The sequence below is a fragment of the Streptomyces canarius genome, from assembly GCF_014650735.1.
GTDB lineage: Bacteria > Actinomycetota > Actinomycetes > Streptomycetales > Streptomycetaceae > Streptomyces > Streptomyces olivaceoviridis.
Genome location: NZ_BMVN01000016.1, coordinates 104,379 through 117,486, shown reverse-complemented (window position 1 = coordinate 117,486; position 13,108 = coordinate 104,379). Strand labels below are relative to the sequence as shown.

The following is a 13,108-nucleotide window of genomic DNA, read 5'->3' as shown; positions in this document are numbered from 1 at the left end:
GTTACGTTGCGTGTGTGCCAGAAGCATCCTTTCTTGATCTTCCTGATCGGCACCCGGAGGATGGCGCGGTCTCCGTGTGGCCCGCGTGGCAGGTGCGGGAGCACGGCGGCGTCACCTCCTGGTTCCAGGTCCGGCTGGCCTTCCCCGACGGGGCCCGGGTCGACGCCTTGGCCGTGGTGAGCGCGGGGCGTGTCTCCATCGAGGACGTCCAGGCCGAGCCGGCCCTGTCCCTCGCCGACCTGACGGCGCTCGCCGACTGGATCGAGGGGCCGCTGTTCGCGGCGTGCGGTGTCGATGCCGAGGCGGACCCGGTGCGCGACGACCTGGTCTGCGGCGTGGACACGGACGGGGCGGATGACGGCGCGACCCCGGACGCCGCGTGCCCTCCGGCCGGGCAACCCCAGCCGGACGCCGGCGACGCCGTCGTACGCCGGGCCCGGCCGCCCTGGCCGCGTGGCACCGAGGGCCGCCGGCTCGTCGCTCGGGAGTACCGGGCGGCACAGGACGAGGGCGCCGACCCGGTGCTCGCCGTGATGAACGCGACCGGACGCGGTCGCCGGCGCGCCCTCCGGCTGATCGCCCAGGCACGGGACGCGGGCCTGCTGGCGCCCCGTCACGCCCGGCGCTGACGAGCGGCCGGACCCCGTCAGGGCGTGCCCGGCCGCTCCTCCGTGGCGAAGAACCGGGACAGGTCCTCCAGCCCCGCCCCCGGCTCCGCATCGCCCTCGGGAGGCACACCCATCTCCCGGTCGAGGCCGTACCGCTGGAACAGCTCCGCCCGCAGCACCGGCACGGGCATCGGCACGCCCGGCACCAGCGCCGCGAACACCGCGCCCATCAACAGGGCCCGCAGCATCGGGTAGTCGGCCGAGACGTTCTGCGCGCCGTACCGGGCGACGGTGTCGCTGAGCAGCTCCGCCAGCCGGCGCTGCTCCGGGCACTGCACGAAGCCCTCGGCCTGGAGCAGACCCGCCATGTGCTGGCGCATCAGCACGGGCCGGTCCCGGGCGAGGCCCAGGATCGCGTCGATGGCCCGGGCCAGCCGCTCCCGGCCGTCCTCGGTGCGCGGCTCCCGCTCCAGCGCCTCCTCCAGCGTCCGGTGCATCAGCCGGTGCACGGCGGACTGGACCAACTGGCGTTTGCCGGGGAAGTAGTACGACACCAGGCCGCGCGCCGAACCGGCCCGGTCCGCGATGTCGCCCAGTGTCGTGGCCTCGAACCCGCGCTCGCCGACCAGCTCCACGGCGGCCTGTAGCAGCCGCTCCCGGGAACGCCGCCGCAATTCTTCATTGACCGAGGCGCTGCGCGGGGACATTCTGTAACTCCTGCGTTGACTGGCTGCCAGCCAACTATACTCAACGCAGCGGGTACGCCCATGCTCGGGCCTGCCCGGAACAGCCGTCCGTCTGGGGCGACGCGGGGGATCGTCTCAGACGGACGGTGCGGTGTGCCGGTTCGCGTCGGCGCTCAGCCGACGAGATCCAGTACCGGCAGCAGTGCGTCGGGGCGTTGGGCCGCCGGCAGGTGGTCCACGAAGTGCACCCGGCAGCCGAGCGCGGTGGCGCCGCCGTCCGCCACCCGGTTGTCGCCGACCATCAGCACCCGCCGCGGATCGGCGTCGAGCGCCTCGCAGGCGACCGCGAACAGCCGCGGATCCGGCTTCTGCACCCCGTGTTCGTACGACAGCACGTACGCGTCCACATACGCGTCGAGCCCGTGCTCCCGGAAGACCGGGCGCAGGTCCCAGCCGATGTTGCTGACCACGCCGACGCCGATCCCGCGCCCGCGCAGGGCGCGCAGCACCTTCCCGGCGTCCGGGTACGGGGTCCAGGCGGCGGGGGACATGTGCCGTTCGTACAGGGCGTCGTGCAGCCCGGGATCCGGCAGCGGCACCCGGCGGGACAGGCCCGTGCAGGCGGCCCGGTGCAGCGCCGCGCTCTCGTCCCGCGCCGCCCAGACCGCCGCGAGGTCCGCCGGCGGCTCCACCGGCTCCGCACCGCCCGGCAGCGCGCCGGCCGCCTCCAACGCCCGGGCGGTGGCGGCCAGTTCGGGCTCGGGAAGAGTGTGGCCGGTCTCGTCCAGCACCGCACGCAGCCATGACGCGGCGGACTCGGCGCGGAACAGCGTCCCGGAGAAGTCGAACAGCACGGCGGTCATGCGCCGGACCCTACCGGCCGCGCGACGGCCGCGCCCGGCCGTCGCGTGGCCACTCGTGGACCGTCACCGCCGCCGCGACCAGCGCCGCGCCGGCCAGCCACCCGCCGAGCACGTCCGAGGGCCAGTGGACGCCCAGCCACACCCGGGTCACGCCCACGCCCACCACCGAGACGAGCGCCGCCGTCACCGCCGTACGCCACAGGGCGGGGCGTGGGCCGTGGCGGTGCAGCAGCCACAGCAGCAGGCCGCAGACGACGGTGGCGGTCATCGCGTGACCGGACGGGAACGCCGCGTAGTGCGCGGAGTCGACCGGATCCGGCCAGACCGGGCGGGGCCGGGCGACGACGGCCTTCACGAACTGCTGCACGAGCGTGGCCACCGCGCAGGTGATCCCCAGCCACAGCGCCGTCCACCAGGCCGCGCGCCGCCAGACGAGCCACACCGCCGCCGCGGCGCAGACCAGACGCATGGTGGTCGGGTCCCACACCCAGTCCGTCAGCACCCGGAAGACATGCGTCAACTCGTGGTCGCGGACCGCCCAGCGGTGGGCGGTCCGGGAGATGCCGCCGTCCACGGTGATCAGGGGATGCCAGCGCAGGGCGACGAGGACCAGCAACACAAGGAAGCAGGCGCCGAGAGCGGCGGCCACGCGGGCGGCTCTGCGGAGCGTCGTCGGTGGCTCGGGGGCGGGGGGCGACGGGGGAGCGGAAGGGCGCTGGTGCATGCCGTGATCCTTGTGGAAGCGAGGTGCCGTGGCCAAGTCCCGGTGGGGCGGGGCCGCCGTGGCCACGGTGCCGGTGGGCGCGATCCGTCAGGCGAACGGCAGCAGCCCGGCGCCCGCGGCCCCGGCACCAGCGCGGCGGTCGCCGTCGAGTGCGGCGGTCGCCGTCGGGCGTGGTTTGCGTAGGGGCGGCGGCCGGGGTGGTGGTGTCGGGCGCGGTCTGTGCAGGGGCGGTAGCCGGGCTGGTGGTGTCGGGGCGGTCTGCGTAGGGGCGGCAAGCGGTCCGGTGCCGTTGGGGGCGGGCGCCGTCCACGGTGCGGGACGGGAGCGTGCGGAGGCGGACCGGCACCGAACGCGTCCCGCTCCTCGCCGAGTTCGGCGCGGTCGGACCGCCCGGGAGCCGGCCGTGCCGGGCCCGCGCGTGTCCCTGCTCGTGCGCGAGCGACGCGTCCCGTCGTCGTGCTTTCAGGCGGAGCTACGCGGTCGAGGTGACGACGAGCCGGGGCGCCTTCGCCGGGCAGCCTCCAGGCGAACGGTTCGGCGCGCCGCGCACGCCGTTGCGCCCGGGCCCTTACGACGTCCCGGACCGGCATCGCCGGACTCCGCAGGCCGCCGCCGCGCCGAGGGGCGTCGGCAGGGCGCGGCGCAACAGGACGGCGGCCCCGATGCTTCCCCGGCCGGGGTACCCCCAGCCGCATCCACGGGGCGCCGAGCAGCAGCGGGGCCACGGGGACCGTCATGGTCAGCACCCTAAGAGCGCGCGGCGCTCAGCGATACGGTCCGCGGCGCCCCAGTGGCGCGAGCAAGGGGTCCGGACGCCGACGTGCGGGCGGGCGCCGTGCGGAGCCCGGCCGTTACATGGCCAGCAGCATCGCGACCATGCCGATCCCCATCGACAGCCGGCAGGCCCGGGCCAGCTCGGGGCGGTCGCCCCGGTGGGCCGGGCCGCCCCCGCCCGCGGAGGCGGGGGCGGGCACCAGCCGGGCGCCGGAGAGCAGCACATAGCCCGTGAAGTACAGCAGCAGCGCGCCGGTCAGCAGCGGCACGCCGGTGCCGCCGTGCCCGTGGTGGGCGGCGGGCGGCGACGCGGCCATCGCCACCGCCATGTAGACCATCGCGGCGCTGCCCACCAGATGGTGCAGATGGTGCGGGGCGCCGCGCGCGGCCCACAGTGCGCGCAGGGCCGCCGTGCCGAACACGGCCGCGTACACCGGCCACGCCCATCTCGGTGGCGTGAACACCGCCGCCGGGACGGCCATCGCGGCCATACCGAAGCCCATCAGCGCCTCGCCGCCCGCGGCCCGGCGCTGCTCCTCGACACCGCTGCGCATCCGCAGCAGGCAGTAGGCCCCGGTCAGCGCGCACAGCGCGACCAGCAGCCAGGCGATCGACACCGGTCCGTGCACGCGCACCTCCACGCTCGACGGTCGGTCGAGGGTGCGATGCCCACCGCCGGCGGAGCGCACGCGAGCGCAAGGGTGTACACCCGGAGCATGCAGGGGAGCACGGTCGGTGACCAGGACTTCCGCAGACTGTTTCACGAGTAAAACACATGCTAAATTGATGGTATGAGCAGTGCGACCCCCCACCGTCTTCCCCTCGCCACCACCCTCCGCCTCGGGCGTCCCTCCGACATCTGGTTCAAGCCCGCGCTGAGCGTGGTGGCCGCGGTCGCCCCGCCCAACCTCACCCTGCTCGCCCTCGGCCGCCTCGACCTCGCGATGTACACGATGGCGGGCTCCCTGTGCGCCCTCTACGGCCACAACCGGCCCTACGCCGCCCGGGCCCGCGCGCTCGCCTGGGTCGTGCTCGGCATGGTCGGCGGCCTCGCCGTCTCCCTGCTCGCCGCGGCGCTCACCACGAACGCCGTCGTCCTCGTCACCGTCGGCGCCGTCCTGGCGGCGGTCCAGAAGACCGTGTGCGACGCCACCCGGATCGGACCGCCCGGCAACGTGGTCCTCACCTTCATCAGCTCGGCCTCGCTGTTCGCACCGCAGACCCCCGGCCAGGTCCCCGGGCACGTCGGGCTGGCCCTGGCCGCCGGTGCCTGGGCCTGGCTGGTCGGCATGGCCCCCGGGCTGCTCCGCCCGCACGGGCCCGAGCGCCGCGCCACCGCCCAGGCCCTGAACGCCGCCGCCGCGTACGCCGACACGCGCGGCACCGCCGACGGCCACGCCCGGGCCCGCGCCGCGACCGCCGCCGCGATCCACGCCGCCTGGCAGTCGCTGCTCGCCGCCGGCGCCCGCCCCGACCGCACCCGGCGCGCCCTCGAACAACTCCTCGTCCGCGCCGAGGTCGCCCTGGCCGCGCCCGCCGACACCGACCCCGCCCGGCTGCGCGGCTGGGCCCGCGACCTGCGCGGCACCGGCCGTGTCCCGCGCGTCGAGGCGCCGCGCGAGTCCGCCGACGAACTCCTCGGCCTGGCCGCCGAACAGGCCCTGCCGCCCCGCTCGCCGTGGCACCGCCTGGCTCCCCTCGCCCCGCTCGCCGTGCGCACCGCGCTCGGTTGCGCCCTCGCCGGATACGCCGCCCTCGCCCTCGGCGTCGGCCGCCCCTACTGGGCGCTGGTCACCGCGGCCTCGCTCTACCAGGCCAACGTCACCCTCACCTGGAACCGGGGCGTCCAGCGGGTCGTCGGCAACCTCCTCGGCGTCCTCCTCTTCGCCGCGCTCGCCCCGCTCGCCCATCTGCACCCCGCCGCCCTGGTGCTGTGCTGCCTCGCCCTCAACTTCGGCGCCGAGGCGCTGATCGGCCGCAACTACTGGCTGGGCAGCGTCTGCGTCACCCCGATGGCCCTGCTCATCACCGAGTTCGCCCGTACCCAGGACGCCACCGAGCTGATCACCGACCGGATCGCGGACACCCTCGTCGGTGCCCTGGTCGGCTTCGTCGCCGCCGTCGCCGTCACCAACCGCCGCGCGGGCGACCGCCTGGAGCGTGCGCTGAGCACGGCGGAGCGGGCCCGCGAGCACGCCGCCCGCCTGCTCGCCGAGCCGCACTCCGAGCCCCGCGCGCTGGACTCCGCCCGCCGCGCCCTCGCCGCCGCCCTGGTCGACCTGCGCGCCACGGCCGACGCCGCCGCCGGCGAGTGGTGGCAGCGCGCCCTGCCCGAGGAGCGGGTCGTGCTCACCGAGCAGGCCGGACACCGTACGCTCGCGGCGACGGTACGGCGTCAGGGCCTCGTGCCGCAGGACCGGGACAGCCGCCAGGCCCCGGGCCGTGACCAGGAACGGGACCGGGTCCAGGACCCGGGCAGGACGACGGAGGACATACGGCCATGACGGCGACGAACGGCGGACCGACGCCCGGAAGCGATGCGACCGGCACCCGGCCCGGGGCCGGCACCGACCCCGCGCGCGGCGACACCGTCTCCGCCGTCGTCCGCCAGTGGCGGTCCGTCCACCCCGAGCTGGACACCGGACCCATGGAGATCATCGGCCGGATCAACCGCTGCGCCGCCCTGCTCCAGCAGGCCGAGGACGCCCCGCTGCGCCGGGCCGGCCTGAGCCGCGCCGAGTTCGACCTGCTCGGCGCGCTCCGCCGCACCGGACACGAGCTGACCCCGGGCGAGCTGGCCCGGGAGACCTTCTCCTCCGGCGCCGCCGTCACCAAGCGGATCAAGCAGCTGACCGAGCGCGGCCTGGTCGAACGGCGCGGCGACACCCGCGACCGCCGCGTGGCCCACGTCCGCCTCACCGACACCGGCCGCGACCTGGTCGACGGCATCCTCCCCGAGCAACTCGCCTACGAGACGGCCGTACTGTCCGTCCTCGACCCGGCAGGCCAGGGCGAACTCGCGGGCCTCCTCGCCGAGTTGCTCAGCCGCCTGGAGGGCCGGATGAGCGGCCTTCGGGTCGGTACACCCGGCTAGTGCGGAGGCGTTCGTCGGCGGCGTGCTTGGTGCGCCGGATGACGTAGCGGCGGATCATGCTGCCGCCGCGGCCAGTCACCTACTCGGGTGTCCTTCTTCGTGGTCAGGTGCGGGGGGAACTGGTGCCGGGCCCCGTGCGGGCGGGTGTACGCCGCCCGCCGGCGGGGGCGGGGCTCGCGGTCGGGGTCCGTGTGCTTCCCGCCGCGCTCGGCCCACTGCCTGCCAGGGCGGGGCTGGAGGTTGAGCGGGCCGAACTCGTCGAACGGCGGGCCTGGACTTGGCGATCCTCTTGATCTCCCGGCGTTCGGGCAGGGTGAGGTCTTGGGCCGGCCGCCCTTGTACGTCGGGTAGAGCGAGTCGAGGCTCGATCTCCCGCCCCTGCACCCGCGCGGCCATGCCGGACAGTCTGGACCGAACACGCCGGGCCGGGAACGGCGTTCCGGCCGGCGCGCCGGGCACAGTGACGCGATGTCAGCTCAGATGCCGGGTGAAGAACCTCAGTGAGCTGTCCACTTCGAACGACGGCACGTCCCCGTGCCTGCCGGTGTTGGCGTGCAGCGTCTTCTCGGATGAGGCCAGCGCGTCGAACAGCGCCAGGCTCTGGTCCCGCGGAACCATCTGGGCCCGCCGCCAGGTCACCACCGACCCGGTGCCCCTGCGGATATCCGCAGCAGCCGCCGGCCCTCGTCATCGTCGATCTCCCGGACCTGCACTCGTTCAGCCACGTGATCATTCCGGCCGTCCGGTTGCCGCGCCGGGCGACACCGGCCCGTTGACCGGACTACGGGAGGACACGCCGGGCGGTAGCGCATCCCCGCTCGGGCGTCGACGGCTTCTACGACTGGGCGGTGGCGTCGGACCGCCGTTTTGCCAGGATGCGCCGGTTCCCGCCCGGAGCCGGCCGGGTGGTCAGTCCCGTGCGGGGCGTGTGCGGCGTGCGGTGTGTACGGGCCGCCCGACTGCGGCGTACCAGACCAGGGCCGCACATATGAAGGCCGTCGCCGCGGAGACCAGTGACCTTGTGAGGGTGTCGTTCCGTGCGCCGGAAACGAGGGCGACGGCCAGTGCCAGCGTCAGGGTGATGACGGGCAGCGCACGGGGGTTCCGCGTGGCGCCTGGCACGGCGGCCGGCGGCAGCAGCCAGGTTGCGAGGCCGTAACAGGCACAGGCCAACAGTGTGGCTCCCAGCACTTCGCTGGGCCGGTGGCCGCCCATGGTCGCGCTGGCGGCGGCGATGCAGGCGAGCCACAGCACGCCGGCCGTGGCGACGTAGGGGCGGATGCGGGGGGAAACCACGAGGACGGCGGCGAGGGTCAGCGCGGCGGGGATGGCCGTGTGCCCGCTGGGGAAACCCTGATCAAGGAGATTCTCGGGCGCGCCCACCAGATCGGGGCGGGGCATGGTCGATTTGAGCACCTCCTTGCCTCCGGTCGTGAGAATGACGACCCCGAGCGCCGCGCACCCCTGCCACCAGCACCGCCGCACCAGGGTGAGGACCACGATGACGGCCAGGCCCACCATCAGGGTGGGCTTGGCGCTCAATTCCATCGGCGGCAGGGGCGTCGAGCCGTAGGCCGCTCCTGACAGGGGGTAGATCCATGCTTCTTCGCCGCCCTGTTTGCCGAGGTCGAACAGGGCGTTCTCAGCTCGTTGCCCCCACGGGGTGCAGATGGCGAGCAGGTAGACCGTCAGGAATCCCAGGGTGTACAGCAGGGCCGGCATCCACGGCCGTGTCGTACGCGACGGGCCGGGGTCGCCGGGGGCCTCGGGGGCCTGCCTTGAGGCCCCCGGACGGTGCGCGGGCAGGGACTGAGAATCGTGCTGAGTCATCGCTCTGTTTCTTCCGTCGGGGGGAGTTCGGTCACGCACGTCTTCCGGCACGACGTGGGCCGCCGGGCTCGGCCGGCCCACCGGGGGTCCGCTCCTATTCGGCGAGCGCCTGCCCCTGTCGGCGCTGGGCGGCGATCGCCAGGGCGGGGAGGGGTGCGATCAGCAGGATGAGGACGACCAGGTCCGGAAAGGACTGCATGAACGCGTCCGGCCGGACGACGATCGCCTGCATGCGGACGATCGCGAACGCCGCGACGGGGATCAGCCACCGGTGGTCGCCGGTGGCGGCCGTCGCCACCCACGCGGCGATCAGCGCGGCGCCTTCGAGGACGAACAAACCGCGCTGGAAAGCCGGACTGACGGAGATGATGTGCAGGCCCCCGGCCACGAACATGGCGAGCACGACGGGGGCCAGCCAGCGGTACGAGCGGCGTCGCAGACGGCTGGGACGGCAGAGCGCCAGCGCGGCGCACGCGGCGCACAGTGCCCCCGACAGCACCAGGTCACGGGCCGTTATCGGGGCGCCGAGACCGTAGTAGCCCAGGCCCGCCTTGCCCTCGTCGCCGAAGAGGGTGCGGCCGTGGGACGTGGCGCCGGCCCAGATCATGGCTGCCGCGGCCGGCAGCGCGATCCACGGTCTGCCGCGCAGCAGGGCGATCAGGCAGCCCAGCGGGAGCAGCCCGTAGGGCAGCAGCCGTATCCGCGTGGGACCTTCGGCCCACGGGTACCAGCCGGAGAAGTGGAAGGCGATGGCGTGCTGTCCGGGGTCGATGTGCAGTGCCCAGTGCCACACATCCTGCAAGTACGGGACCAGCGCCAGCGCGGCGAGGGCCAGGGCGGCCAGATGGATGCCGTCCAGCCACCACGGCCGGGCCGTGTCGTCGACGACGGCACGGGCGCGGGCCTGCACCCCGGCGCGCACCAGGGCGGCGACTTCCCGCGGCGGGGGCCAGGAGCGGCCGGGATACGCCTCGGACAGGCAGGCCAGCACCTCCTCTCCCTGACGGGAACGGTAGGGCTCGGGATAGGCCGCGAGCAGCAGACGATTCATGCCGGGGCCGCTCCGGCATCCCGCGCGTGTCCGATGACGACGGCCGCCGCCTGCTGCATCCGCAGCGCCTCCCGGCCGAGCGCCTCGGTGCCGTCCTCGGTGAGCCGGTAGTAGCGCCGCGCCCGCCCGTCCACGATCTCCTCATGGCCGGCGGCCACCAGCCCGGCCCGCTCCATCCGCTCCAGCGCGCCGTAGAGAGTGCCGACAGCGATCCGGAGCCGTCCGTCGGTGGCCTGCTCGGCGGCCTTGATGATGCCGTAACCGTGCAACGGACCATCCATGAGTGCAGCAAGGATGAAGTACTGCGGTTCCGTCAAGGGCGGATTCTGTCTGGTCATGCATCGAGCATATATCGAGCTACGAGATATATCCGCCATCCCTGGATGATCAGCGGCAGCACCTCCACGCCCGCGGCGAGCGTCACCCTCTCCCGGCCGGCGGGCGCGCCGGCGATCTCCTCGACGCACCCGCGCGGCGTTGGCGGATGCTCACCGCGACCTGGTCCGGGCCGAGCGGAATGTCGTTCCCACCGTGTCCGCCGGACCCGTCTCGCCTCCGTTGAACCTTCCATGGACCAGACCCTGTTCGCCCGGACCGGCCGGGAGATCAAGAAGATCGCCAAATCCAAGCCGGCCGAGCACGGCCTGCCGTTCTCGACCTGGAGCCCGGCCAAGCCGGCTCCGCGAGGAAGGCGTCTGATTCCACTGCATGAAGACCTGGAAGACCTCACACGACTACCCGGCCAAGAAGGCCCAGGTCGAACACCTCTACGCGATCGCCGACGGTGAGGTCATACCCGAGGAGGGCGAGCCCGAAGTCGTCCTCTGCATGGACGAGTTCGGGCCGCTCAACCTCCAGCCCCGCCCCGGGCGGCAGTGGACCGAACGCGGCGGCCGCCACAAGGACCCCGCCCGGGAACCGAGGCCCCGCCGGCGGGCGGCCCACACCCGCCCGCACGGGGTCCGGCACCTGTTCGCCGCCTACGACCTGGCCAAGGGCAAGCTCTACGGGGTCACATCAAACCGAAGAAGAAGCGGACCAGGTTCCTGGAGTTGCCGTTACCTGAGCAGGGCAGCATGATCTGTCGTCCGGGAACGGTGGGCCGTACCTGTCCCGGCGTGCCTCTCGGCCCCGCGCGCACCGCGGCGTGTTGAAATCGGGCATGGCAACGTCCTGGACCGGTGAACGGGTACGCCTGCGTGCCATCGAGCCCGACGACTGGGCAGCATTCGCGCGCTTCGCCGACGACGGGTGGCGCGGGGGCCGGCTGGACCTTCCTCGGTCCGCCGAGAGCTACCGTGCCTGGGCGAAGCAGCAGGCCGTCGCCGAGTGCGACGGCGACCGCTTCCGGCTGGCAGTCGAGACGACGGCCGGCAAAGAGCTGGTCGGCACGGTCGCCTCGCACCGCACCGGCCGTCATTCGGGCTGGTTCGAATTCGACGTCACGATCGGCGCCGAGCACCGGCGCCGGGGCTACGCGGCGGAAGCCCTGACGCTGCTGCTGCGCTTCATGTTCGCCGAGCGCCGCTACCACAAGTGCCTGGCCGTGGTCTTCGCCCACAACGAGGCATCGCTGGCACTCATACGCCGTCTCGGCTTCACCGAGGAGGGGCGCTTGCGGGAACACGTCTTCTTCGCCGGCCGGTACCACGACCTCGTCATGATAGGCCTGCTCGCCGACGAGTTCGGCCGGCGGCCCACGGCGGGCCGACCGTGACGAACGAACGAAGAACGAACGGTGACGAGCGCGCGGTCACCGGAAGCGGGACCGCTCCGGGACACGCGAGGTGGCACGCAGGCGCAAGCCGGCGGTCGCGAGACCTTCGAAGGTGGTGACCTGGAAGCCGGGTGGTCCGGGTGGCTCGCTCAGGCGGTGGCAGCGGGCCGTGTGCGCGGTCAGGAGCGTCAGCATCGTCATGGCCAGAGCGGCTCCCTCGCAGCCGTGCGGCCCGGTGCCGAAGGAGAGGAACGCCCCGGGGTCCGCCGGCGAGCCCGAATCGTCGAGCCAGCGCTCGGGCCGGAACTCGTCCGGCTCGGCGTGTTCCCGTGCGTCCCGGTGCGCGGTGTAGGGGCAGACGAGAACGGTGGACCCGGCGTCGATGGTGTAGTCGGCGAGCTCGGTCTGCCGTGCGGTCCGCCGGGTCAGCAGCCAGCTCGGCGGGTGCAGCCGGAGCACCTCGCGTACCAGTGCCTGGGTGTACCGCAGGTCGTCGAGGTCGGCACTGGTCGTCGCGGCCGGGTCCGCGGGCAGCGAGGCGGCTTCGGCCGCGACCCGGTCCGCGGCCCGCGGGTGCCGGGCCAGGTGGAGCAGGATCCATCCCGCTGCCCGGGTGGGTGCCTCGAAGGTGGCGACGGTGATGCCCGGGAGGGTGTCGAGGACGGCCCCTTCCGGCAGCGGGCCGTAGCGGGCGGCGGGCTGGAGCATCTGCCCGAGCACGTCGTCGCCGAGCCGGCCCGACGAACGGCGTCGGCGGACGATGGGCCGCAAGGCCTCGGTGAAGGCGGCCTGTTGCCGTGTGCGGAACCGCCGTGCCGGTGTGGGGACCCACCGCGGCCATTCCCAGCGGGAGGGGCGTGCGAGCACTTCCCGGGCCAGGAAGAGCTGTGCGGCGAAGGGCAGCAGGGTCGGGGCGTCCTCGGAGAAGAGGTAGCGGACGCCGATCTCCGCCAGGGCGTGCCGGGCCGCGGGCAGGACCTCGACGTCCTGGCCCGTGGGCCACTGCTCAGCGAAGCGTGCGGCTCCGGGCGCGATCTCGCCGACCCGGGCCGCGACCGCCTGTGCGCGCAGGCCGCGCATGCGGGCGGCGTGGGCGTGCGCACGCTCCTCAGCCGTCGGCGCTCGGTTCGACCCCCTCAACGGCGGGAAGAGGGGCGAGGGCGCCTTGGGGAAGTCCTCCGCACGGCGCAGCACCGCTTCGCACGGTGCGGCCGTGGCGGCTACGTAGACACCCGGCTCCAGCTGCCAGACGTCCCCGCACTCGTCAGCGCCACGGCGTGCCACGGCCAGCCGGTCACGGCTCCAGGCTGCGAAGCCGCCCCCCGGCAGCCGCGGCGGCACATTCATCCGGCCCATGAGATCGTCCCCGACCTTCGCACCTGTCCTGGCCGATGTCGTCGGCAGCGCGGCTCAGAGCCGGCGGACGCCCGGGGCGCCCGCCGGGATGCCGTCAGCGGTCGTCACCGGCGTACGCGTCCCACTCGTGGGCCCCGTACGCGCCGTAGTGGCGGCTGAAGGACAGCTTGCCGAGCAGCTTGGCGATCATGATGCGCTCCTCTCGCCTGTCTGATCCCTTCCAGCCGAGGGTTCCGATGAACCCCCCAGCACCAGATGCCATATTCGCCATTTTCTCACACATGCCATATATGTCATATTCAGGGCATAAGCCGCGTGATCGAGGTCGATCCGCGCGGCGCTCGCCTGGTCCGCATGGTGGTCCGGTGCCATGATCAGGCTGTCGTCGGGCGTGGGTCCGGTGCG

At 73.8% G+C, this 13,108-nt stretch carries 12 protein-coding genes and 2 pseudogenes; 5 read left to right on the top strand and 9 right to left on the bottom strand.

What is annotated here, in order from left to right; genetic code table 11:
* The first annotated feature begins 74 nt into the window (after window positions 1–74).
* Window positions 75–629, top strand: coding sequence for a DUF6214 family protein (locus IE294_RS23130; protein WP_189889076.1), 555 nt, complete (start codon window positions 75–77; stop codon window positions 627–629).
* A gap of 17 nt (window positions 630–646) precedes the next feature.
* On the opposite strand, the gene IE294_RS23125 is transcribed toward IE294_RS23130, so the two are convergent.
* From IE294_RS23125 to IE294_RS23110, 4 genes are all read right to left on the bottom strand, one after another.
* Window positions 647–1,315, bottom strand: coding sequence for a TetR/AcrR family transcriptional regulator (locus tag IE294_RS23125; protein ID WP_189889074.1), 669 nt, complete (start codon window positions 1,313–1,315; stop codon window positions 647–649).
* Between the two features lie 152 nt (window positions 1,316–1,467).
* Window positions 1,468–2,157, bottom strand: coding sequence for an HAD family hydrolase (locus IE294_RS23120; RefSeq protein WP_189889072.1), 690 nt, complete (start codon window positions 2,155–2,157; stop codon window positions 1,468–1,470).
* A 10-nt stretch (window positions 2,158–2,167) separates the two neighbouring features.
* Window positions 2,168–2,881, bottom strand: a complete 714-nt coding sequence (locus IE294_RS23115; protein WP_229917305.1) for a phosphatase PAP2 family protein — start codon at window positions 2,879–2,881, stop codon at window positions 2,168–2,170.
* Window positions 2,882–3,732: 851 nt separating this feature from the next.
* Window positions 3,733–4,284, bottom strand: coding sequence for a DUF5134 domain-containing protein (locus IE294_RS23110; protein ID WP_189889070.1), 552 nt, complete (start codon window positions 4,282–4,284; stop codon window positions 3,733–3,735).
* 162 nt (window positions 4,285–4,446) lie between these two features.
* Between IE294_RS23110 and IE294_RS23105 the strand changes: the two genes are divergently transcribed.
* Complete coding sequence (locus IE294_RS23105; protein WP_189889068.1) at window positions 4,447–6,159, top strand: FUSC family protein; 1,713 nt, start codon at window positions 4,447–4,449, stop codon at window positions 6,157–6,159.
* A complete protein-coding gene (locus IE294_RS23100) occupies window positions 6,156–6,749 on the top strand; it encodes a MarR family winged helix-turn-helix transcriptional regulator (RefSeq protein ID WP_189889066.1) in 594 nt (197 codons plus the stop codon). Before IE294_RS23105 ends, IE294_RS23100 begins: the two co-directional genes overlap by 4 nt.
* Before the next feature lie 471 nt (window positions 6,750–7,220).
* On the opposite strand, the pseudogene IE294_RS23095 reads toward IE294_RS23100, so the two are convergent.
* The 4 genes and pseudogenes from IE294_RS23095 to IE294_RS23075 all read right to left on the bottom strand — a co-directional run.
* Window positions 7,221–7,424, bottom strand: a pseudogene (locus tag IE294_RS23095) (alpha/beta hydrolase); the annotation flags it as partial.
* A 234-nt stretch (window positions 7,425–7,658) separates the two neighbouring features.
* On the bottom strand, window positions 7,659–8,579 hold the full coding sequence (locus IE294_RS23085) for a phosphatase PAP2 family protein (RefSeq protein ID WP_189889064.1): 921 nt from the start codon (window positions 8,577–8,579) through the stop codon (window positions 7,659–7,661).
* A gap of 94 nt (window positions 8,580–8,673) precedes the next feature.
* Window positions 8,674–9,630 carry a hypothetical protein gene (locus IE294_RS23080; protein WP_189889062.1) on the bottom strand — a complete coding sequence of 319 codons (957 nt, stop codon included), beginning with the start codon at window positions 9,628–9,630 and terminating at the stop codon, window positions 8,674–8,676.
* Window positions 9,627–9,968 carry a PadR family transcriptional regulator gene (locus IE294_RS23075; protein ID WP_189889060.1) on the bottom strand — a complete coding sequence of 114 codons (342 nt, stop codon included), beginning with the start codon at window positions 9,966–9,968 and terminating at the stop codon, window positions 9,627–9,629. Before IE294_RS23075 ends, IE294_RS23080 begins: the two co-directional genes overlap by 4 nt.
* A gap of 261 nt (window positions 9,969–10,229) precedes the next feature.
* On the opposite strand from IE294_RS23075, the pseudogene IE294_RS23070 reads away from it, so the two are divergent.
* Both IE294_RS23070 and IE294_RS23065 read left to right on the top strand, forming a co-directional pair.
* A pseudogene (locus tag IE294_RS23070) lies at window positions 10,230–10,695 on the top strand (transposase); the annotation flags it as partial.
* Between the two features lie 97 nt (window positions 10,696–10,792).
* The gene (locus IE294_RS23065) at window positions 10,793–11,347 is read left to right on the top strand and encodes a GNAT family N-acetyltransferase (RefSeq protein WP_189889058.1); all 555 of its coding nucleotides are present in this window, start codon (window positions 10,793–10,795) and stop codon (window positions 11,345–11,347) included.
* 36 nt (window positions 11,348–11,383) lie between these two features.
* Here the strand turns inward: IE294_RS23065 and IE294_RS23060 are convergent, their stop codons facing one another.
* Entirely contained in the window at window positions 11,384–12,694 is a 1,311-nt protein-coding gene (locus IE294_RS23060; RefSeq protein ID WP_229917303.1) for a cytochrome P450, read from the bottom strand.
* Window positions 12,695–13,108: the final 414 nt, after the last annotated feature.

What these genes read in the sequence shown, in the direction of transcription:
- IE294_RS23120 (WP_189889072.1), bottom strand. Translation starts at nt 2,157, where the DNA reads ATGACCGCCGTGCTGTTCGACTTCTCCGGGACGCTGTTCCGCGCCGAG.
- IE294_RS23080 (WP_189889062.1), bottom strand. Translation starts at nt 9,630, where the DNA reads ATGAATCGTCTGCTGCTCGCGGCCTATCCCGAGCCCTACCGTTCCCGT.
- IE294_RS23105 (WP_189889068.1), top strand. Translation starts at nt 4,447, where the DNA reads ATGAGCAGTGCGACCCCCCACCGTCTTCCCCTCGCCACCACCCTCCGC.
- IE294_RS23065 (WP_189889058.1), top strand. Translation starts at nt 10,793, where the DNA reads ATGGCAACGTCCTGGACCGGTGAACGGGTACGCCTGCGTGCCATCGAG.
- IE294_RS23075 (WP_189889060.1), bottom strand. Translation starts at nt 9,968, where the DNA reads ATGACCAGACAGAATCCGCCCTTGACGGAACCGCAGTACTTCATCCTT.
- IE294_RS23060 (WP_229917303.1), bottom strand. Translation starts at nt 12,694, where the DNA reads ATGAATGTGCCGCCGCGGCTGCCGGGGGGCGGCTTCGCAGCCTGGAGC.
- IE294_RS23115 (WP_229917305.1), bottom strand. Translation starts at nt 2,881, where the DNA reads ATGCACCAGCGCCCTTCCGCTCCCCCGTCGCCCCCCGCCCCCGAGCCA.
- IE294_RS23100 (WP_189889066.1), top strand. Translation starts at nt 6,156, where the DNA reads ATGACGGCGACGAACGGCGGACCGACGCCCGGAAGCGATGCGACCGGC.
- IE294_RS23125 (WP_189889074.1), bottom strand. Translation starts at nt 1,315, where the DNA reads ATGTCCCCGCGCAGCGCCTCGGTCAATGAAGAATTGCGGCGGCGTTCC.
- IE294_RS23085 (WP_189889064.1), bottom strand. Translation starts at nt 8,579, where the DNA reads ATGACTCAGCACGATTCTCAGTCCCTGCCCGCGCACCGTCCGGGGGCC.